We start from the raw sequence: 20,608 nt of genomic DNA, 5'->3' as shown, positions 1-20,608 counted from the left end.
CCTCATTTGGGTACCAATAAGCAAAAGAAAGACTGCCCCTCATGATCAGAAGCGATCAGTGGCAGTCTTCTTTGTGGATGTTATTATGCGGGAGCTGCTAAAGGAGCAGCTCGCCGATAGCGAAGGCGAGCAGGCCTGCGAAAAGGGACGACAGCAGGTTCACCCTGTCGTTGTTCAGCCAGGCGAAGCCGCGCACCCGCTCAGCCGCGCTGCCGCAATGCGCGGCCCGCTCCGTTTCGCTGCCGCATACCCGGCAGCGGTACATGGCCTGGCCGGTTGCGCCGAGCAGTGAATCGGCGAAGGCACCGGCCAGGCCGGCGGCGGCCGCGGCGGCGATGTATGCCGCCGCTGCGGCTCCGCCGCCTGGCGTACCCGCAGCAGCATCTGCTTGCTGCGGGGCCGCCAGCAGCAGCGCGGCAACGGCGCCGATGAACACGGCGCCTGCGAGCGCTGCTGCGCTGCCGAGCGGCGTGACACCGCCGCTCGTTCCTGCAACCACCGGCTTGCCGCTCGTTACGGAGCGCGGAGCCGTTCTGCTCAGTGCCCCGATCTCGGTGGCCCAGGTATCTGCGTTCACGGCAGCCATGATGCCGATGTAAGCATATAGCCACCCTTGATCGGGCCAAATCGCATGTGCGGCGCATAACGCTAATCCTGCGCCGCCATTCGCCCATACTTGGCCGGCATCACGGCGCCCCGTCTTCTCATATTTTGCTTCGGCCATTGCCTTCACCCGATGCTTCCGCTTCCACCTCGACCATAGCGTGGACGAAACAAAGAAGCTAATCAAGACGACAAACCAAACAGGTTCGCCCAAAGCAACGAAGCCCGTCCCCATCACGACCGCCGACCACGCGCCGGAAGCGGATAATGAACGTGCCCGAAATGCAGCTGCAGCAATAAGGCCGCTGCCGAGCAAGCCAGCAAGCAGCCTTATCCACCATTCCTCAATGATTCCTACCATACAAATGAGCAGCCTCCTGATTAACCACTTAGCGGCTCACCCTTTGCAGCATCGCCTCATGCCAGCGGTCTGGATAGTTTGTGCAAATCATCAGCTCCGGATCAAGCGCGGCAATCTTGCGGATTGTACGCGTATCGTTTACCGTCCAAGCCATTACTTGAATGCCCGCGCTCTTTAATAAAGCCATGCGATCCTTATTCAACCTTGCATATCCTATTGATAAAAAGTCCGATCCAAGCTCTTCCAGCTCCTTGAGGAGCGTGCTGCGCCAACCATCGATAATAAGTCCTGTTCGGATCTGATTGGATAATTTCCGTACCCGATACAGCGCGCCTTCATGAAAAGACGTTATGACTACATTCTTCTCCGCGTCAAAAGCTTGCACAAGCTCCATCACTTTTTGCTCCAGCAGCGGATAACGGATACCATCTGTTTTCAACTCAATATTCAGCTTGCAGCGGCCGATTGCTTCACTCAGCACCTCGACCAGCGTCGGAATCGACTCTCCTTGGTACATTTGGGAAAACCAGTTTCCCGCATCAAGCGACGAAAGCTCGGCAGCGGTCCAATCCTTCACTTCGCCTCTGCCATTTGTTGTTCTGCGTAATGTATAATCGTGAATAACGACCGGCACATGGTCCTTCGACAGCTGGACATCAATTTCGATCCATTCCACTTCCGGATCAGCGATCGCGAGTCGAATCGCCGACATCGTATTTTCCGGCGCGCGGCTTGACCAGCCTCGGTGCGCAACGCACGGATTTCTCATGAAGCGATCATCCTTTCGAACGGGTTTCCATTAGTCGGGAACAATCGATCCATCCTCTCTCAGCTTCACCTGAAAAGAAATGGCCGACAAGCGATCAAGCAGCGCTTTCGCGGCATCCGTTTCTAAAGGCGTAGGCTGCGCATTGACCGTAAACATCGGATGAAACGTCATATCGCAATCTCCGCTCTTCGTGCATACCGCGTCAAGCACGCCTGTCTCTCCGGCTGTCCCCTTCGGAAACGCAGTAAAAATAAAGTTTCCTAAACTGTATGCAATCCATTTTCCTTTATACATTTCAAATCCTTGCAGCACATGCGGATGACTGCCAATAACGAGGTCCGCGCCGGCATCAATGTATTGTCTCGCAAAATCCTTCTGGTACGGCTCCGGCTGATCAACGCGCTCCTTGCCCCAATGCACCATGACGACAACGATATCCGCCTGATCCTTCGCCTTAGCAATAGCCGCGACCGCACGCTTCGTCTCGTACGTTTCAGCTACGCCGGCCACATTTTTGTCCGCTTTCCACGAAGCGAACGGTACTACTCTGCTAATCCCGATATAGGCGATCTTAATGCCTCTAACCTCTTTGATAACAGGCGAAAAAGCTTCCGTATCGTCTCTGCCTGCGCCCATATGCGAAATTCCCGCTTCTTCCAAATGTTTCATCGTGTCAAGCATGCCTTCTACGCCTTGATCAAGCGCGTGATTATTTGCGAGGCTCACCACATCGAAACCCGCCTCCCGCAGTGCGGGCAGTGCGTCAGGCGATCCCTTGAACACGTAAGGCGTTCCTTCTACCGGAACACCGCCACTCGTCACCGGATGCTCCAAATTCCCTGCCGTGAGATCTGGCTCACTCAAATAAAGCAACGATTTTTTATATAAAAAGTCATAGCCTTCACGCTGCATCACAGGATCTACATACTCGCCTAACAGCAGGTCGCCGACAAAGGATAGACTAACCGTCTCGTCCGGGCTGCCTTCTGTCCCGGGCACCGTTCCATTCTCCCCGTCATCCTCCGGCGTACCGTTCGTACTATTTCCGATGTTATTGCCATTGTTATCGCTGCCCTGGCTGTTATCGCTGCCCTTACTGTTACCGCTGCCTTCGTCCGCTGGCGGATCCGTTGCATCCGCCGTTTGACCATCGTTTACCGGATCTCCGCCAGCCTCAGGTTTCGATTGAATAACTGATGCTGCAAGCCATGCCCCTAAAATTACTATAATAACGCCTAACAGCGCAAAGTTAATGACGATTAACCTTCTAAGCCTTTTTTTACGTTTAAGCTTGTCCTGCTGATGTGACTCGGACCTTGATAACATAGAAGATGTCTCCTCCTTGATGGAATAAAATACAAAAGACTTCTCCATTATATCAATCTTCGGTCTATGATGGGGAAACTATTATTCCGCTGCTAGAATCGCTTGAGCCGCTTCTTTGCCTTGTCTAATACAATCCGGAAGCCCAACGCCGTCGAATGCAGCACCCGTCACCCAAATGCCCGGCAGGTCCTGTTCAAGTCTAGAGCGCAGCCGTTTCATATTATCGACGTGTCCGACAGGATATTGCGGCATCGAACGAGGTAATCGCGTAATTTCGGTAAATAGAGGTTCAGACGTAATGCCCATCGTTTTCTTAATGTCACTTCGGACAGCCTTAAGCAGCTCCTCGTCCGACAGCTTGACGCTTTCCTCGTCCCCCGACCGGCCAACATAGCAGCGCAGCAGCACCTTATCATCCGGACTCGTATGAAGCCATTTGTTAGATGTCCATGTGCAAGCCGTTATATGCAATCCTTCCGAGCGGGGAACCACGAATCCCGACCCGTCAAAATCAAGCCCGAACGTCGCTTTGTCAAACGCCATGACCACATTGGCAACGGACACGTAGTTAATCGCCCGCAGCTCACGGCAATCAGTTAACGGCCCAAGAAGATCAGCCGCATCATAGGCCGGCGCCGTCATAACGATCCGGTCAGCCTGTAATCGTTCTCCGCTATCCAGGACAACCTCATAACGAGAATCCGCCAATCCCTTAGATACTCCCGAAGCTGCTCCGTCTCCTGCATCCGCCTTGCGAATTTCCGTAACCTTTACGCCAAGCCGCTTTTGAGCACCGCTCAGAGCTTCTTCAAGAGCATTCACTAGCGTCGACAAACCTCCCTTAAACGTAAGGAAGGTTCCTCCCTTTGCAATCGCCGGCAATGCTGCCGCAGCGGCACTCGCCTTGCGGTTATGCTGCATACCGCGAATTAGACTGCCGTGCTTCCGCTCAGCAGCGGCAAATTGCGGAAACGTCGCCTGGAGGCTCAGCTTCTTCAAATCGCCGGCGTAAATACCGGCAAGCAAAGGCTCGGCAATCCGCCGCATGACTTGTGTGCCTACACGGCGCTCGAGGAAGCCCCCGAGTGACTCATCGCCCTGCTCTTTGCGGACAGGCAGCACCAAATCTAGCAGCGCGCGCAGCTTTCCGCCCCATGACAGCAACCCCGTCATCGCGAACGGCCCAATTTCGGTTGGTATGCCCAGCACTAGACCGGGGGGCATCGGAAACAGTTTGCGATCATGCAAAATATACGTTTTTTTTGCTCCCGGATTCGTTGTCGTTAGCTCCTCTTCGATACCCAGCTCCTTAGCCAAGTCAATAATAGCAAGCTTACGCGCCAGAAAAGAATCCGGGCCTTTCTCGATGACGAAGCCGCCACGCTGCAGCGTATTTATTTTTCCGCCAAAGACAGGTGAACCGTCGATAATCGTGATTTCGATGTCCTTGCCTTGCCGCTCCGCTTCCCGCTGCAAATAAAAAGCGGAGCTCAGTCCGCTGATCCCTCCGCCAATAATGACAATTCGATCAGGGTTTCCGATTCTCCGCATATCCTTCATTCCTTCCCTTGGCTGTCCAAGGCCTCGATGACCGACTCCGCCAACGTTTCCATATATAATGGATCGCGATTCAGCATCGCTATTCTGTCAAGTGTCATACCTAGTTCCTTCGCTGCTGCCTTCGCTTCAATATCGAGGTCATACAGAACTTCCAGATGATCCGATACGAACCCGACCGGCGCAACGAGCACCGCTTTTACGCCTTCTTCAGCGAGTCCCGGCAATGTCTCCAAAATATCCGGCCCGAGCCACGGTTCTCTAGTCCGTCCCGCGCTCTGCCACGAAAACTGCCAATCCTTCACATGAGCCGCCTTCGCAACCGCTGCCGACGTCTCCAGCAATTGCTGCTCATACGGATCGTCAAGCTCACGTATTTTCTCAGGCAGGCTGTGCGCGCTGAACAGCACTTTAACCCGCCCTTCACCATCCATTTCCTCAGATAAGCGGCTTAATCCGTCTACCACCCGGTCCGTTAACGCCTTCAATATCTTCGGATGCATATGATATTGTCTGACGAAGGTCATCTCCACACCAAGCTCCGCTGCCTTTTCCTGCGCTCGCTTCATGTAGCTTCCAACGCTCATTGTCGAAAAATGTGGCGCAAGCACGATACCTACAGCTTGCGTAATGCCGTCCTTTGCCATCCGCTCCACGCCGTCTTCAATATACGGCTTCGCATGCTTCAAGCCTTGGTAGCAAACGAATTGACCCGGAGCAAGCTGCTCCAGCTTGTCCTGTAAGCCGGCTACTTGACCGTTCGTATTTTCCCGTAATGGGAATACGCCGCCTACAATCGCTTCGTATCGTCCCTTCAGCTCTGCCAGCAGCTCAGGCGTTGGTGCGTGACCGCGCCGTATATGCGTATAATACGCTTCGACGTCGTCCATCGACTCCGGTGTGCCGTAGGACATGACGAGCACGCCAGTCTGTTTCCTATTTAGCTCAGACATGGCTGGCCTCCTTCTGGCCCCGCGCTGCGATTGCTTTCTCTGAATACGAATGAACGAAAGCGGTCAATTCAGCCAGCTTCTCAAGCGACGCTTCAGGAAATAAGCCGTGTCCCAGGTTGAATATAAAACCCGGTTCCTCAATACCGCTATCAATAATTTCTTTGGCATACGATTCAATGACGCTGATAGGAGCGGTTAGAATGGTCGGATCCAGGTTTCCCTGCACCGCGAAACCGCCATCCAATCTCCGTCTGCCTTCTGCGATCGACACGCGCCAATCTAGTCCAATGACATCAGACTTCAAGCTGCGCAGATCCGGCAGCAGTTCTCCCGAGCTTACGCCCGGGAAATAAATTTTCGGCTGCGGCAAGTCCGACAGCTCCGCAAAAATCCGTTCAATCGTCGGCAGCACGAACTGCCTGAAATCTGCCGGTGCCAGCGCGCCTACCCAGCTGTCAAACAGCTGAAACGCTTTTCCGCCCGCCGCCATATGCGCGCGCAAATAAGCAATGACCATATCGCCAAGCTTCCGCATCAGCTCATGCCATACTTTGGGCTCGCTATACATCATTTCTTTCGTGCGCAAATAATTTTTCGAAGGTTTTCCTTCAATTAAATAGCTGGCAATTGTGAACGGTGCGCCGGCGAACGTAATAAGCGGCACCTCAAGCTCCCGATCCAGTATGCGAATCGTCTTAAGCACATGACCTAAATCGCCCTCAACGTCAATCGGCTTCAGGCGGTCAACGTCAGCGGCTGAGCGGATGGGGTTGTGGATGACAGGCCCAATGTTGGCCACGATGTCAAAATCAATACCAATCGACGCAACCGGATTCATAATGTCCGAATACAAGATAGCGGCATCGACGCCCAGCTTGCGGACCGGCATCATGGTCACTTCTGCTGCCAGCTCAGGCTGTTTGCATATTTCAAGCAACGAATATTTTTCTTTTATTTTGCGATAATCAGGGTCGTACCGTCCTGCCTGTCGCATGTACCATACAGGTACCCGATCTACGTGTTCCTTCCGGCAAGCCCGTATGAAACGGTCGTTATAAGACATCCCCGTTCCCCATTTCTATGAATTTTCCTATGCTACCATTATGCCCTTTTTCATAAGACCTAACAACCGCCGCTTTTAGTCTTCCTATGACAATAGTATGACAATCAGCGTGTGCTTGCATGAAGAGCGAATGAAAAATCCGTCAATTTCCCGTTCCGTTCACGATCACGGAGCCAAGCGCGTAGCGGCCGTCGGCCCGCTTGCCGTTATTTGCGAACTCTAACCCCGGTTTTCCAGTCTCCGGATCGAGAATTGCAGCGTTGACGGTATACTCGCCATTGGGTAAAAGTTCCGGAACATTTAGATGTGCCGCGACTTTGTGAGTTCCAGGCAGCCATTTGCGGATATCGATATCCGGCTTGGCGACTGCTACGATTTTCCCATTCTGGTCGCTGAGCGACAATTCAACCGGCCAACGGAAATAAAACGGCGCCACTCCCCGGTTCCTCACTTCGATTGTGACGTTCAGCAGGCTTCCCGCATCCACTTCAGCCTCGTTGGACTCTTTGGTGATGACGAAACGGTAACCAATCGTCTTCAGAAACCTATCGATGTTTTCCTGCAGTTCACCGCCCGGCTCCTCGAGCGAAGGAGCATTCGGTCCCATCCACGTAACGTGCGTCAGTCTAGCCTGACGCAACGTCTCTTCGATAGCACCGTCGCGCAAGTACTTTTTCTCGTCAGCAAATTCTCCGCCGCTCGGCGCCTTAGTCCAGAAGTTCGGCATAGCTGGTTCCTTCTCCTGCGTAAGCCATGACGTATAGCCTTTCGTATACCAGTTCAGAAATCCGTCCACCGTCGCGTCGCGTTTTCCGAATGCGTCGTTATACAGTCCAAGCCCGTTTTTGGCCGCAATCGCATGCGGTCTGCGCATTAGCAGCGGTTTTGCCGTAAAGTATTTTATATAATGTCCCGCGTATTGGTCCGAAACTGAACGCTTAGGAAATGGAATGCGCGCTTGTTTATCGTTCCGCGTATGCCACTCGCCCCAATGGCCCATGCTTCCAAGCTGTATGAAGGCAATAAGCGGATCATTATTATATTGTTTTGCCAAGGCGGCTATAAGCCGTTTATGGTTGCTGATCAAAGCGGGTTCATTATAATCCGGACTAAATCCTTTGCCGTAGTCGGTATTATAACTGGTGCCTTTCTTCCCTGTTTCGACGTAAAGCCATTCAGGTATATCCATATGGGCGTCCTCCGTTGGGTAATCCAGCACCACCCGCACGACGAGCTTCACGCCTTTCTGCTTCCAAGAGGCAAAATTATATTTGCGCTCAATCTCATCAAACGCATACTTCCCTTTCACCGGTTCAATCTCGCGCCACGTCAAATTGGCATGCGCAAGCCGAAACGGCTGCTTCGCATCGTCATATTTGGCATCTACTGCAAAACCCATATAGGGATTGGCAAGCACTTCATCCGTTTCGGCGGGAAAGAACGAAACAACCGGAATCTGCGCTTCCGCATATAGCCCTCTACCTAGTAATAGCCCGATCGCACTGATTAAAAAAACGACAAGAACAGTCAAAAACCTATGTTGCTTCGACATCAAGCAACCCTCCTTCTATTTTCGAAATATACAAAATCGCGATCAAAACCTTATCAACCATGGATAATTATACCTAGTTATTACTTTCCTGTTTAATAAACTTGGGCCTTTGGTTTTATTTTCTACTATAATATGAGATAATAATAGAAATAGACAGGTCGATTTATTCAATAAATAGTTTGCAGAAAATGCTATGATAATATCGAATGATGTCGAATACCTCTCGCGTATGGAGTGATGATTAATGAGAGTGCTTGTCACGGGCGGATACGGCTTTATTGGCTCCTTCGTAGCAGAGCGGTTTAGTAAAGAAGGTTACGAGGTTTCCATTATAGATAATTTGTCTTCAGGAAACAAACGAAACGTCGATTTCAAACATAAGTCTTATATTTTATCAGTCGAAGATCGCAACTGCGAAGAAATTTTCCGCAATAACCGCTTTGACGCCGTTATCCATTTGGCCGCGCAGGTAAGCGTAGCCGCCTCGATGGAAAACCCGAGACAAGATACGAAATCCAATGTGCTCGGCCTCTCCAACATGCTTGTATTATCTCATAAATACGGAGTCAAAAAATTTATTTTTGCTTCTTCCGCCGCCGTTTACGGCATGAACGACCAGCTGCCGCTTTCGGAATCAGCGCCCTGCAGTCCAATATCGCCATACGCCATCAACAAAATGATTGGTGAAACCTACTGTTTGAAGTGGCAGGAAATTTACGGTTTGGAGACGCTAAGCTTTCGTTTCTCGAATGTGTACGGTCCTCGTCAGGACAGTCTCGGCGAGGGCGGGGTCGTTTCCATTTTCATGGAGCGGGCGACAGGTGGCAAGGATCTGATCGTCTTCGGAGACGGCGGGCAGACTAGGGATTTTGTTTATGTGGAGGATGTGGCCGATGCAATTTACCGTGCCTCCTATTCGGATCTGACCGGCGTCTACAACCTGTCCACTAACACCGAGAATAGCGTGAACGATCTGATTGAATGGCTGCGCAGCTTGCACGGTAAAGCGTCCGTATCCTATCGTGATGTCCGCCAAGGTGATATCTACCGTTCTTCACTTGATAACGCGCGCATCGGAAGGGACCTCGATTGGGCGCCTAAGTACAGCTTCCAGGAAGGTCTTCACCGCACCTATGATTGGTTCAAAAACGAGCGCACACCCGATGAAAAAATAGCGAAGCCAGAAAACGAGAACCCTTCCTTTATTAGCCGTGCCGTGAAAGGAATAATCCCGTATGCGGAAAATGTGCTGGCGTTTGCTCTTGCGGCTTGGTTGACGTTAGCAATCGAAGATACGCAATACAATTTTATCGATATAAAACTTATCTACATCATTATAATCGGCATAGTTTACGGAAACCGTCAATCTATTGTGGCCGTTATCTTATCCGTAGCGCTTTATACATACAACCTACTAGAAAACGGGTACGATCTAATCTCGCTGTTTTACGGCACCGACCTCTTCTTTCAGATCGCTATTTACCTGTTCATCGGACTGGTCGTCGGATACTCGATTGATCGGAGAACAAACGCATTAAAAAGCAAAGAGCGGCAGCTTAATGCGCTCCAAGAGAAATATACGTTTCTGAATGAAGTTTACGAAGAAACGCGAACAGTGAAGGAAGAGCTTCAGCAGCAAATTATGAACAACGGCGACAGCTTCGGCAAAATTTATTCCGTCACCAAAGAGCTGGAAAGCCTAGAGCCCGAGAAAATTTTCACATCCACCGTAAGCGTCGTTGAGTCTATTATGAAATCCCAAATGGTTACGATCTATACCGTTAATAAGTATAAAAACTACCTGCGGATCGCAGCACGTTCAAGCGGCAATGACTTCGAGGCGCCCAAATCGATAAAGGTTGAAGATTATCCCTATATCAAGCAACTGCTCGGCAATAAAAAGATCTATATTAACAAGGAGCTTCATGGGGATTCTCCGCTGCTCTCAGCTCCGGTATTAAGCAACGGGGAAGTGGTTGCCGTCGTGTCGCTGCACGAAATGAGATTTGATAATTTTTCGCTTTATTATCAAAATCTGTTCAAAATCACCATCGACCTTATCTCCTCCTCCTTGTCTCGTGCACTCTCTTATGTAGAGGCGACAGGTAGCCAGCGCTACCTCGAGGGCTCGCAAGTGCTGAAACCCGATGTATTCGCTGACATACTTGCCAGCAAGAGACTGGCCAGCAACAAGCATGGCGTTGAATTCGTGCTGCTCTCCGCCGGTTCGGCGGCCGATGTCTCGCCGGATCTTGCAAATCAAATTTTCCGCTCGCTGCGGGAAACTGACTATCTGGGTCTTGGGCAGGACGGACAGCTTCTCATCCTTCTGAGCAATTCCGGTCAGCAGGACGCTGAGTTCGTGCTGAACCGATTCTACAGAAACAACATCAAATTGGACATTATGAAAGAGGATTTAATGTATGTTTGATTTGATATTTATCTCCTACTTGCTCTTATGCAGTTTTCTTCTCGGAATCTATCACAGAAAGGACAAGCGGGAATGGCTGCTCCGCTTCGTTCTCGCCGCAGCGCTTCCGGTAATCGGTTTCCTGCTTCCGTTATTTTGGCGGAGAAGGTGGCATGATCGGAACGCAAGCCGCGCAGCCGCTCGCATTGCCGAATTGGATGTAGCCGTTTCTATAGGTGACTTGAGCGGGCATACCGGCGTTTACAGGAAACCGGAAACCGAGAAAGAAATGAACGTCGTACCGCTCGAGGAAGCGCTTCTCGTGAACGATTTGACGACTCGAAGGCGCATCATGATCGATTTGCTGAAGCAGGATTCTCTGGAATATCTCGAGGTGCTACGACTTGCGGTCAGCAACGAAGATACGGAGACATCCCATTATGCCGTCAGCGCAATTATGGAAATCAAACGCAAGTTGACGCTGACGCTGCAGGAGCTGTCTGTCAAATATGAAGACAACAAGCATGACGCTTATTTGCTCTCCTCTTACGCTGACGTCCTGAAAAGCTATATGCGAAGCGGCTTCCTCGATGACCGGACGATGCTCAAACATAAGCATACCTACGCTGAGGTACTCGGGAAGCTGATCGAAGCAGCTCCCGATGCAGCCGGTGCTTATGCGGAAAAGGTGGAAACCGAATTGGACCTTGGCGAATATGCCGCAGCCGAACAGACGGCCAGACGATTTCTTGAGCGTTTTCCGCACAGCGAGGACGCATATCTCGGCTTGATGAACGTTTATTTTTCTCTACGCTCCTCTGAGCAGTTGAAGCAGACGCTGGAGCAATTGAAGCGGTCGTCCATCCGTTTGTCGAGCAAGGCAATGACCGCTGTCCGATTCTGGTCGGAAGGAGGATAGCATGAAACCAAAAATCAGATTAAACCGGAATGTCTATCTTATTATCATCGGCGTCGTGCTGCTGGCAATAGGCGTGCAAATCACCCAATCCCAGTTTGTTCTGCAGTTCAGCAGCAACGAGCAGATGAACAGCAGCGTCAAACAGTGGAAAGATGCCGTTGCAAGCCGCCCTGCTTCCTCAACAGCCGCCCCTCCTTACTGCCTGGCGTTCGACGGCGCCGACGAATACAGCGTTAAGGTAAACGATCAAGCGCTGCACGTGCTTCAATATATGAAAAAGCCGGTTAAAGACATCGACATCCGGCAAAGGGAGCTGAACCCTTCAGGGTGCGAAGCGGTGCTCGTATCCGTGCAGCAGTTGGGGCTGCTTGGAGAGACGCAGGTGCTCGCCGATTATGTCAATCAGGGTGGCTATGCTTTCTTGACGGTACAGCCCGTGCAGGACGACGCCTTTTTTCGGTTGTACCGGAAGATGGGAATTCTCGATGTGGGAGACATTTCCGATTCCCAGGGCATTAAGCTCACCTCCAATGTACTGATTGGGGAGAGAGGGCTTCTCATCGATGATTCGTTCGTCACCAACCCAGTCATGAGCGTCGAACTGGACGAGAAAAGCCGGATGCATGCCACAACGGCAAGCGGCATGCCGCTTCTGTGGGAGTTCCCATACGGCGAAGGTAAATTCATGGTGTTTAACGGTGCTATGCTTCAAGAAAAAATAAACCGCGGGCTGCTCGCGGGCGCAATTTCTATGCTGCAGCCAGATTTTATCTACCCGATATTCAATTCAAAAATCATGTACATAGACGATTTCCCCGCCCCGATCAGCAAGGTGCTCGACGCCGCCATATACCGCGATTTCCGCAGGGACCGGCCGACCTTCTTCCGGGATGTGTGGTGGCCCGACATGCTCAAAGCCGCAAAACGGTTCGACATCAGATATTCGGCCGTACTGATCGAATCCTACCACGACGAGATTACGCCTCCGTTCCGGTCTCCGAAAGATGCCGACGAAGAAGGACTCATCTCTTATGGGCGCGAGGTGCTAAAGAGCGGCGGCGAAATCGGCCTTCACGGCTACAATCACCAGTCGCTTATTCTCTCGCAAGCGGTTGCGGATGAATTCGGCTATAACGCATGGCAAAGTGTCGATGATATGGCTAAAGCTATTGAAGAAGTTGTCCGTTTCGCTAAGACGGCTTTTCCGAACTATACGATGCTGACCTACGTCCCCCCCTCCAACGTGCTTAGTCCGGAAGGCCGGGAGGCGCTCAAGAAGGGCTGGCCTGATATCGCGGTTATATCCTCATTATACGGCGAGGATGCATCCGGACTTGCTTACGTACAGGAATACGAGATTGCGAAGGATGGCATTCTCGAGATGCCGCGGGTAACATCAGGCTATTTGGAAGGTACCTTCGAGAGGTGGGCGGAAGCAAGTACGATGACCTCGCTCGGCATCTTCTCCCACTTTCTTCATCCCGATGACTTGCTCAATACGGAACGCAACCGCGGCTTGAACTGGGAGAAGCTGTACGAGAAATATTCAGACATGCTGGCCCGGCTTGACACAACGTATCCGTGGTTAAGGCCAATGACTTCGACGGAAGCGGCGAACGGCATGGCGGAGATGCTTTCAAGCAGCGTCGAATGGAATCGCAGCGGACCGACGCTGCACGGTTCGATTCAACCTTATCGAAGCGAAGCGTTCTTCATACTCCGGACGGAAAAGACGATACGATCGCATGTGGGCTGCACGGTCCTCAAAATCGACGATGGCACTTATTTGATAACCGCTGGCAAAGCGGAATTTGACATTGAATTGGGTGATTAACGATAATGCGAATTTGCATCATTGCGGAGGGCTCATACCCTCACATAACCGGTGGTGTGTCAAGCTGGATTCATTCACTAATCTCCAATATGCCGGAGCACGAATTCGTCATCTACGCCATCGTCGCAAACGAGAAGCAGCGCGGCCAGTTCAAATACACGCTTCCTCCCAACGTTTCGGATGTGAAGGAGATGTTTTTGGATGCGTATTTGCGCGAAAATGGCGAAAGCGGTCACCGCTTCCGTCTATCGCATGCACAACAAAACGCGTTCCGTTCACTGCTCGGCGCAGGCGGTGAAGTCGAATGGAGCGGTATCTTTGACCTGCTCCGGGCAAAGAAGCTGCGAGCGGTGGCTGATTTTCTTATGAGCAAGGATTATTTTGATATTCTGGTTGAGCTATGCCAGGCAAAATACGCCCAAGTACCGTTTACGGAAATGTTCTGGACCGTGCGATCCATGATCCTCCCGCTCTTCCAGACCATTCGGGGCGACATACCGAAGGCTGACTTATATCATAGCGTATCGACCGGATATGCCGGTGTCGTCGGCGCGCTCGCCAAGCATTTGTACGGCAAGCCTTACGTGCTGACCGAGCATGGCATCTATTCACGCGAACGAGAGGAAGAAATCATTAAAGCGGACTGGGTCAAAGGCTACTTCAAAGATCTGTGGATCGAGTATTTCTACCGGCTTTCCGAAGCCGCTTACGAGTACACCGACGAAGTGATTACCCTTTTCAACCGTAACCGGGAAATTGAAATCGAGCTTGGCTGCGACGAGAATAAAATCAAAATTATTCCAAACGGCGTTAATGTATCCGACTATGCCGATGTCGCTGGCCCTTCTGAAGGCGATAACGACAAAATCCGCTTAGGTGCCATCGTACGTATCGTGCCGATCAAAGATATCAAGACGATGATCCAAAGCTTCGTTCTCGTAAAGCGCGAGGTACCGGAAGCCGAGCTGTATATTATGGGTCCAGCCGAAGAGAACGAGGAGTATTATGCGGAATGCCTGCAGCTGGTGGAGACGCTTCAGGTGACGGATGTCATCTTCACGGGCGCGGTTCGGATCAAAGACTATCTCGCCCGGATGGATATTATTCTTCTCTCCAGCGTAAGCGAAGGCATGCCTCTTGCCGTTCTGGAAGCGATGGCGGCGTCCAAGCCGTGCGTAACGACAGATGTCGGCAGTTGCAAAGAATTGCTGCAAGGGCTGGACGACGGGATCGGACATGCCGGAATCGTGGTGCCGGTCATGCATTACGACCAGATGGCGTCAGCGATCATTAAGTTATGCAAAAACCGTATTCTCCGGGAGGAAATGGGCAGCAACGGGCTGTCGCGCATCAATGTCTCTTATACCCGGGAGAAATTTATCGAGAGTTACCGTAAGCTGTATGCGGATTACAAGGAGGGGAATCAATGGCAGGCATCGGCTTCGAGCTGAGAAAGCTCTTTAACGGTCAGGGGCTGTTGAATCATTTCATAGCATATGCCTACTCGTCACTGACCACAATTGGACCGATGATGCTTTGTATGTTCATGGTCGTAGGCATGCAGTGGCTGATGACGCTATCTGGCGTATCATTTCTGGAGAAGGAGCTATTCCTGACGACAATCGTCTACTGCTTCATCTTCTCCGTATTAATTACCGGCGGGCTGTCGATGGTGCTGACCCGGTTCATCGCCGACATGATGTACTTGAAAAAGTATGAACACCTACTCTCTTCCTATTACGGCTCGATGGCTGTTTGCCTGCCTTTCGGAGCGCTAGCCGCTTGGCTGTTCCTGCGCGGCATGCCGGTCGGATTCGGCTATAAAATAGCTACTTACCTGCTGTTCTCCGAGCTGATCATAATCTGGCTGCAAACAGTCCATTTGTCTGCGCTTAAAGATTACAAACGGATCGTGAGAAGCTTTCTGATCGGCGTCATCTGCGCGACGATCGGTGCATGGCTGCTGTTGTACTATACTCCTTATGACAGCGCCACATCCGTGCTGACAGCGATTGCAGCCGGCTTTTTTATCGTCGTGCTTTTGTCTGCCATACATTTTGAGCAATTTTTCCCGCCAAAGCAAAGCCGGATTTATTGGAGCTTTCTATCCTATTTCGGCAAGTATCCGTCGCTTTTCTTCATCGGGACGTTCTTCTACGCAGGCGTATACATCCACAGCTTCGTCTATTGGTTCGGACCCGAACAGTTTCGCGTCGCTGAGCATTATGCTATTTCGCCATTTTTCGATTTACCGGTTTTCTACGCTTATTTGACTGTCGTTCCGACGCTTGTCACGTTCGTCGTGTCAGTTGAAACGTCATTCTATGAGAAATTCCGTGCCTACTACGACAAAATATTAAACGGCGGCACGCTAACCGACATTACGTTAGCCAAGAAGGAAATGCAGCGCACACTCATTCAGGAAATCAGCTTCATTATGGAGGTTCAGCTGCTGTTTACCATCGTATCGCTGGCGCTTGGCATCAAGATTCTTCCGGCAATCGGCTTCACGATGGAACAGTTTTATGCGTTTACTATTTTGGTGCTCGGTTATTTTCTGTTCATTACCGCCTTTATTGTCATGCTGATGATGCTTTACTTCGATGACCGCAAGGGTGTGTTGATTATTAGCGGCCTGTTCGTCGTCTTAAATGCCGCGCTTACGTTCTGGACGATGCATAAGGGCTACCACGGGCTTGGCTTGTTTCTCGCAGCGCTGCTGACCCTTGCCGCAGCGCTCGGCAGGCTGATGCTGTACGTACGAAACATCGATTATTACACATTCTGTTCTCAGCCCATTACCGCTCCCCGAAAATCGTCTTTCTTACGACGATTGCGCGGCAAAACGTCGATGACCGCCGTGCTTCTCGTTGGAGTTGCCGTGCTGCTATCTGCCTGTTCTGACAACAGCAACGCAGACATGCTAACAGACGAAAACGACATCGGTTCAGACGCGCCTAGTGTTGTTCAGAAGATCGGCTTAACTGAAGACAAGAAGCTCTACGAGCGCGACAATGATACTTCGGTCGTACCGATGTACATTACCATCCTGCAGGATGACCCTGACAATGACCAGCCTTTGACATGGTATGAACTAAACCGGATAAGCGAACGCATGGAGGAAGGCGACTTGAAGGTCATCGTTCAAGAAGGCGCGGCTGACGGCAGCGGGCCGAAATCCGGCATGTTCGGATACGGAACAACGGATGCGAATGGAACAATCACTCTTCGCGGCAATACGGCAAGATATGCATCGCAGCGTTCTTACAAAATTAAACTCAACGATCAGGCCGGCCTTTGGCATGATCAGCGGACACTTAATCTGAACAAGCATGCTTACGACCCTTCGCGGATCCGCAACAAGCTCAGCTTCGATATTTTCGAAACGCTTCCGAGTATGACTAGCCTTCGCACACAGTTCGTTCATCTGTACGTTAGAGACTTGTCCGAAGGTGGCAAGGAGGACAAACCATTCGAGGACTATGGCTTGTTTACCCAAATCGAGCAGCCGAACGAAACGTTTTTGAAAAACCATTGGCTCGATCCGTACGGCCAGCTGTACAAAGCGGTTATGTTTGAGTTTTTCCGTTACCCAGAAGAAATAAAACCATTGTCTGATCCGAATTACGATAAAGCATTGTTCGAGACGAGACTCGAAATTAACGGGCGCGAGGAGCACGAAAAGCTGATCGCGATGCTGGAAGACGTAAACAATATGGCGATTCCAATCGATGACGTGTTCGAGAAGCATTTTGACCTCGATAATTACTTAACGTGGGCCGCGGCCAACATATTGATGGACAACATGGATACCAACGCGCACAATTTCCTGCTCTATTCTCCGCTTAACTCGAGCAAATGGTACTTCCTCCCGTGGGACTATGATGGCGGCTGGGAGCTGCAACGCGGTTTGCGCAGCATTAGTGATTACTCGAGTGGAATAAGTAACTTCTGGGGCAGCCGGCTTCACAACCGTTTTTTCCGCAGCGAAGAGCACGTCCAGATGCTAAAGGACAAGATTGACGAACTCTATGTGACCATCAATAACGATACCGTCGCGAAAATACTGCCCCCCTTGCGCAGCGTAGCCGAGCCGTTCATCAAACGGGTGCCCGATATTGGATTCATGCCGATAGATGTCAACGGGCTGAGTGATGAATATGAGCAGATTATGGGTGTTCCGCTTCGATCTCTGGAGCGTTTTAAAGAGGATGTGGAGAAGCCGAAGCCCTTCTTTCTCGGAGAAATCGAGAGAAAAGATGGAAAACAGTCATTCGTTTGGGATCCGGCGTTCGACCTGCAGGGCGATGACCTTTTTTACGACTTTACTGTCGCGAAGGATCCTGCTTTCACACAAATCATCGAGAAGCGGCTTAATTTACAGAGCACAACGACCGAGGTTACGCTTTCTCCTGGCACGTACTACTGGAAGGTTATTGCTCGCGATAAGTTGGGACATACTCAAATCGCTTTTGATATTTATTACGATATGGAAGACACCCCCTATTACGGAGTAAGGGAAGCGAAGGTGGAGTAACGTGAAATTCCTCGGTCGAAAGCTGCGGCATGAACTGAAATATTATTTGCACCCACAGGAGTATCTAGCGCTGCGGCAGCGCGTATCCGCCCTGCTGCCTCTCGATTCTCACGCGATCGGCAAAGACGGCTACGGCATCCGCAGCCTATATTTTGACAGTCCACAGGACAGCGCATTATTCGACAAAACGAATGGTATCTTCCGCCGTCACAAATACCGTATACGAATATACAACGGTAGTGACTGGACAATTAAGCTGGAGAGAAAGAATAAATTCGGGGAATTCGTCAATAAGGAATCGGCAAGCCTCGGCAGGGAGGATTACGATCAGATTTTGAGCGGGGATACATCATGTCTTCAATCGTCGCCCATTCCGCTGGTGCAGGATTTCTACCGTGCGTTAGTACATGAAGGATATCGTCCTGCAGTCATCGTCGATTATACTCGGGAAGCCTACGTGTATGAGCATGGGGATGTCCGCATCACCTTCGACAAAAGACTGGCAGCCGGGATCAATACGTACGATCTGTTCGATCCGCATCTTATAATGACGGAAACGCTGGAACCGACACGTACGATTTTGGAGGTCAAGTTCAATGAATACCTGCCGGAAATGATCCGTCTGCTGGCCAGCCCGCATGCCAGCAATCGCTCGGCCATCTCGAAGTACGTCATTTGCAGGGAAATTGCCAAGCAACATTTCAAACGATAGAGGAGAAGCACATGGGAGAGACCGTTAACTTTCAAGATCTATTCAAGAAGAGCATGCTTCATTTAGAATCGTTCCGCAGCATCTCGTATATTGACGTGCTGATCGGTCTTATGGCCTCTTTCAGTATTGGACTGTTCATCTTCTATATTTATAAAAAAACATTCCGGGGCGTCGTATACAGCTACAATTACAATGTAACATTTGTGCTTATGACGATGATTACAGCGCTCATCATCATGACCATCAGCACGAATATCGTCCTGTCGCTTGGCATGGTCGGCGCGCTCAGCATCGTCCGTTTCCGGACAGCTGTGAAAGACCCGCTCGACATCGTCTACATGTTCTGGGCGATTTCCGCAGGCATCGCGTCAGGCGCCAAATTGTACCCAATCGCCTTGATCGGCTCGCTCATGGTAGGTCTTGTTTTGCTATGGCTTTCCAGGCGAAAAGTACGTGAGCAGCCATATCTGCTCATCATCCGCCATTCGGAAGTCGCAATTTCAGATGTCCGGTCTCAGCTCCGCAAGCTGAACTATACGCTCAAGTCGAAAACGGTCCGAAAAGATTATATCGAGATGACGATCGAAATTCGTCTCAGAGATGACAACACGGCGTTCGTGAATGTATTGTCCGCTATTGAAGGCGTAAACGACGTCTCGCTTATAAATTATACCGGCGATTACGCGCAGTAGCACTTGTGCTATACTATTGCTATGGAACAGTGGAAAAAAAATCTAATCGTGTTGTGGTTCGGTCAATTTCTTGTTATGGCTGGGATGACGATGGTCATTCCTTTTTTGTCTCTTTATTTGCAGTTTGATTTAGGTTTAACCGATAAGCATGAGATCGGCATTTGGGCAGGAGTTATTTTTGCCGGCAACTTTGTCACATCATTTATTTTCCAGCCGATTTGGGGGAAGCTCGCAGACCGCTACGGCCGCAAAATGATGCTGCTGCGCTCCGGCTTCGGGATGGCGATCGTCATGGCGCTGATGGGCTTTGCTACAAATCCATGGCACTTGCTGCTGCTTCGTATGCTGAACGGTACGATTTCCGGCTTTAATCCTGCATCTGTCGCGCTCATTTCGGCAACGACACCGAAAAACCGCATGGGCTTCGCAATGGGGACGATTCAATCCGGCGGCATCGCCGGAACGATACTCGGTCCTTTCATGGGCGGCCTGCTGGCGGATACGATCGGCTTCAGGCCCATTTTTTATTTGACCGGCGCGCTGCTATTTGCAGCGTCGCTGCTTGCATTATTTGTTGTTAAGGAGCCTTTCGACCGCGTGAAAGCAGCTGCCCGTATACAGGCTTCCGTTATTGAAGGCTTTCGGCGGCTGAGCCGCATTCCTGAGCTTACTTCGCTGTTCGCGGTCACCTTCCTTATCCAGTTTGCCATGATGAGTCCGATGACGCTCATGCCGCTCTACGTACAAGAGCTGCACGGTACCACCGCTAACCTTGCGTTCTTTGCCGGCTTCGTCGGCTCGGTTACCGGTCTTTCAAACCTTATTGCCTCCCCGCTGCTTGGCAGGCTGAGCGACCGCGTCGGCGCGGAGCGCGTGCTCGGGGTTGCGCTAATCGGTGCGGCTCTCGCTTTCATACCGCAAGCATTTGCCGGTACCGTATGGCAGCTGCTGCTTGCACGCTTTGTTCTAGGCATTTTTCTCGGCGGCCTGATTCCTGCCGTTAATGCTTTGATCCGCAAGTACACCCCGGACGGTATGGAAAGCCGGGCATACAGCTTCAACAGCAGCACGCTTGGCCTCGGCAACATGGTCGGACCGATTACCGGCGGCGCCCTGTCCGGCTGGATCGGCATTCAGGGTCTGTTCATCGTATCAGCGGTCATGCTGCTCGTGAACGCCGCATGGGTGTGGCAGTCGCTGCTTCGCAAGCGGCCAATCAATATAAAGGGACGTGCAGGAGAATAACCTTCCCCGCCGTCCCTTTTGTTGATGAGGGCTTATAACCCTAACGCAACCCGAGGCTCGTCATAATGCCGGCTC

Annotated in this window: 15 protein-coding genes; 8 read left to right on the top strand and 7 right to left on the bottom strand. The window is 51.1% G+C overall.

What is annotated here, in order from left to right:
• Window positions 1-97 precede the first annotated feature (97 nt).
• From DFP97_RS17355 to DFP97_RS17325, 7 genes are all read right to left on the bottom strand, one after another.
• Window positions 98-964, bottom strand: coding sequence for a DUF92 domain-containing protein (locus DFP97_RS17355; RefSeq protein ID WP_114381450.1), 867 nt, complete (start codon window positions 962-964; stop codon window positions 98-100).
• A gap of 28 nt (window positions 965-992) precedes the next feature.
• Window positions 993-1,733: a glycerophosphodiester phosphodiesterase gene (locus DFP97_RS17350; RefSeq protein ID WP_114381449.1), complete on the bottom strand. Its 741-nt coding sequence runs from the start codon at window positions 1,731-1,733 to the stop codon at window positions 993-995.
• A 30-nt stretch (window positions 1,734-1,763) separates the two neighbouring features.
• Window positions 1,764-3,059: a CapA family protein gene (locus DFP97_RS17345; protein ID WP_114381448.1), complete on the bottom strand. Its 1,296-nt coding sequence runs from the start codon at window positions 3,057-3,059 to the stop codon at window positions 1,764-1,766.
• Between the two features lie 81 nt (window positions 3,060-3,140).
• Complete coding sequence (hemG, locus tag DFP97_RS17340) at window positions 3,141-4,610, bottom strand: protoporphyrinogen oxidase (protein WP_114381498.1); 1,470 nt, start codon at window positions 4,608-4,610, stop codon at window positions 3,141-3,143.
• 5 nt (window positions 4,611-4,615) lie between these two features.
• Entirely contained in the window at window positions 4,616-5,569 is a 954-nt protein-coding gene (gene hemH, locus DFP97_RS17335; RefSeq protein WP_114381447.1) for a ferrochelatase, read from the bottom strand.
• Window positions 5,562-6,632, bottom strand: a complete 1,071-nt coding sequence (gene hemE, locus DFP97_RS17330; protein WP_114381446.1) for a uroporphyrinogen decarboxylase — start codon at window positions 6,630-6,632, stop codon at window positions 5,562-5,564. Before hemE ends, hemH begins: the two co-directional genes overlap by 8 nt.
• A gap of 142 nt (window positions 6,633-6,774) precedes the next feature.
• A complete protein-coding gene (locus DFP97_RS17325) occupies window positions 6,775-8,184 on the bottom strand; it encodes a DUF4832 domain-containing protein (RefSeq protein ID WP_114381445.1) in 1,410 nt (469 codons plus the stop codon).
• 244 nt (window positions 8,185-8,428) lie between these two features.
• Here DFP97_RS17325 and DFP97_RS17320 point away from each other — a divergent pair, with 244 nt between their 5' ends.
• From DFP97_RS17320 to DFP97_RS17285, 8 genes are read left to right on the top strand one after another with little or no spacing between them, the layout of a single operon-like run.
• Entirely contained in the window at window positions 8,429-10,615 is a 2,187-nt protein-coding gene (locus DFP97_RS17320; RefSeq protein ID WP_114381444.1) for an NAD-dependent epimerase/dehydratase family protein, read from the top strand.
• Window positions 10,608-11,513, top strand: coding sequence for a hypothetical protein (locus tag DFP97_RS17315; protein WP_114381443.1), 906 nt, complete (start codon window positions 10,608-10,610; stop codon window positions 11,511-11,513). The genes DFP97_RS17320 and DFP97_RS17315 overlap by 8 nt, the downstream gene beginning before the upstream one ends.
• A 1-nt stretch (window position 11,514) precedes the next feature.
• Window positions 11,515-13,347 (top strand): DUF2194 domain-containing protein, encoded by a 1,833-nt coding sequence (locus DFP97_RS17310; protein ID WP_114381442.1) that lies wholly within the window; start codon window positions 11,515-11,517, stop codon window positions 13,345-13,347.
• Window positions 13,348-13,352: 5 nt separating this feature from the next.
• Window positions 13,353-14,798, top strand: a complete 1,446-nt coding sequence (gene pelF / locus DFP97_RS17305) for a GT4 family glycosyltransferase PelF (RefSeq protein ID WP_114381441.1) — start codon at window positions 13,353-13,355, stop codon at window positions 14,796-14,798.
• Window positions 14,774-17,884: an exopolysaccharide Pel transporter PelG gene (pelG, locus tag DFP97_RS17300; RefSeq protein WP_114381440.1), complete on the top strand. Its 3,111-nt coding sequence runs from the start codon at window positions 14,774-14,776 to the stop codon at window positions 17,882-17,884. The genes pelF and pelG overlap by 25 nt, the downstream gene beginning before the upstream one ends.
• A gap of 1 nt (window position 17,885) precedes the next feature.
• Window positions 17,886-18,596: a polyphosphate polymerase domain-containing protein gene (locus DFP97_RS17295; protein WP_114381439.1), complete on the top strand. Its 711-nt coding sequence runs from the start codon at window positions 17,886-17,888 to the stop codon at window positions 18,594-18,596.
• Window positions 18,597-18,607: 11 nt separating this feature from the next.
• Window positions 18,608-19,288, top strand: a complete 681-nt coding sequence (locus DFP97_RS17290; RefSeq protein WP_114381438.1) for a DUF4956 domain-containing protein — start codon at window positions 18,608-18,610, stop codon at window positions 19,286-19,288.
• Window positions 19,289-19,309: 21 nt separating this feature from the next.
• Window positions 19,310-20,533 (top strand): MFS transporter, encoded by a 1,224-nt coding sequence (locus DFP97_RS17285; protein WP_114381437.1) that lies wholly within the window; start codon window positions 19,310-19,312, stop codon window positions 20,531-20,533.
• The last annotated feature ends 75 nt before the right edge of the window (window positions 20,534-20,608 follow it).

The sequence above is a fragment of the Paenibacillus prosopidis genome, from assembly GCF_003337375.1.
Taxonomy (GTDB): domain Bacteria; phylum Bacillota; class Bacilli; order Paenibacillales; family Paenibacillaceae; genus Pristimantibacillus; species Pristimantibacillus prosopidis.
Note: the sequence above shows the minus strand (reverse complement) of the source record. Positions and strands in the feature narration are given on the sequence as shown.

Coding starts and splice junctions, on each gene's coding strand:
- DFP97_RS17355 (WP_114381450.1), bottom strand. CDS start 964: ATGGTAGGAATCATTGAGGAATGGTGGATAAGGCTGCTTGCTGGCTTG.
- DFP97_RS17350 (WP_114381449.1), bottom strand. CDS start 1,733: ATGAGAAATCCGTGCGTTGCGCACCGAGGCTGGTCAAGCCGCGCGCCG.
- DFP97_RS17345 (WP_114381448.1), bottom strand. CDS start 3,059: ATGTTATCAAGGTCCGAGTCACATCAGCAGGACAAGCTTAAACGTAAA.
- hemG (WP_114381498.1), bottom strand. CDS start 4,610: ATGCGGAGAATCGGAAACCCTGATCGAATTGTCATTATTGGCGGAGGG.
- hemH (WP_114381447.1), bottom strand. CDS start 5,569: ATGTCTGAGCTAAATAGGAAACAGACTGGCGTGCTCGTCATGTCCTAC.
- hemE (WP_114381446.1), bottom strand. CDS start 6,632: ATGTCTTATAACGACCGTTTCATACGGGCTTGCCGGAAGGAACACGTA.
- DFP97_RS17325 (WP_114381445.1), bottom strand. CDS start 8,184: ATGTCGAAGCAACATAGGTTTTTGACTGTTCTTGTCGTTTTTTTAATC.
- DFP97_RS17320 (WP_114381444.1), top strand. CDS start 8,429: ATGAGAGTGCTTGTCACGGGCGGATACGGCTTTATTGGCTCCTTCGTA.
- DFP97_RS17315 (WP_114381443.1), top strand. CDS start 10,608: ATGTTTGATTTGATATTTATCTCCTACTTGCTCTTATGCAGTTTTCTT.
- DFP97_RS17310 (WP_114381442.1), top strand. CDS start 11,515: ATGAAACCAAAAATCAGATTAAACCGGAATGTCTATCTTATTATCATC.
- pelF (WP_114381441.1), top strand. CDS start 13,353: ATGCGAATTTGCATCATTGCGGAGGGCTCATACCCTCACATAACCGGT.
- pelG (WP_114381440.1), top strand. CDS start 14,774: ATGGCAGGCATCGGCTTCGAGCTGAGAAAGCTCTTTAACGGTCAGGGG.
- DFP97_RS17290 (WP_114381438.1), top strand. CDS start 18,608: ATGGGAGAGACCGTTAACTTTCAAGATCTATTCAAGAAGAGCATGCTT.
- DFP97_RS17285 (WP_114381437.1), top strand. CDS start 19,310: ATGGAACAGTGGAAAAAAAATCTAATCGTGTTGTGGTTCGGTCAATTT.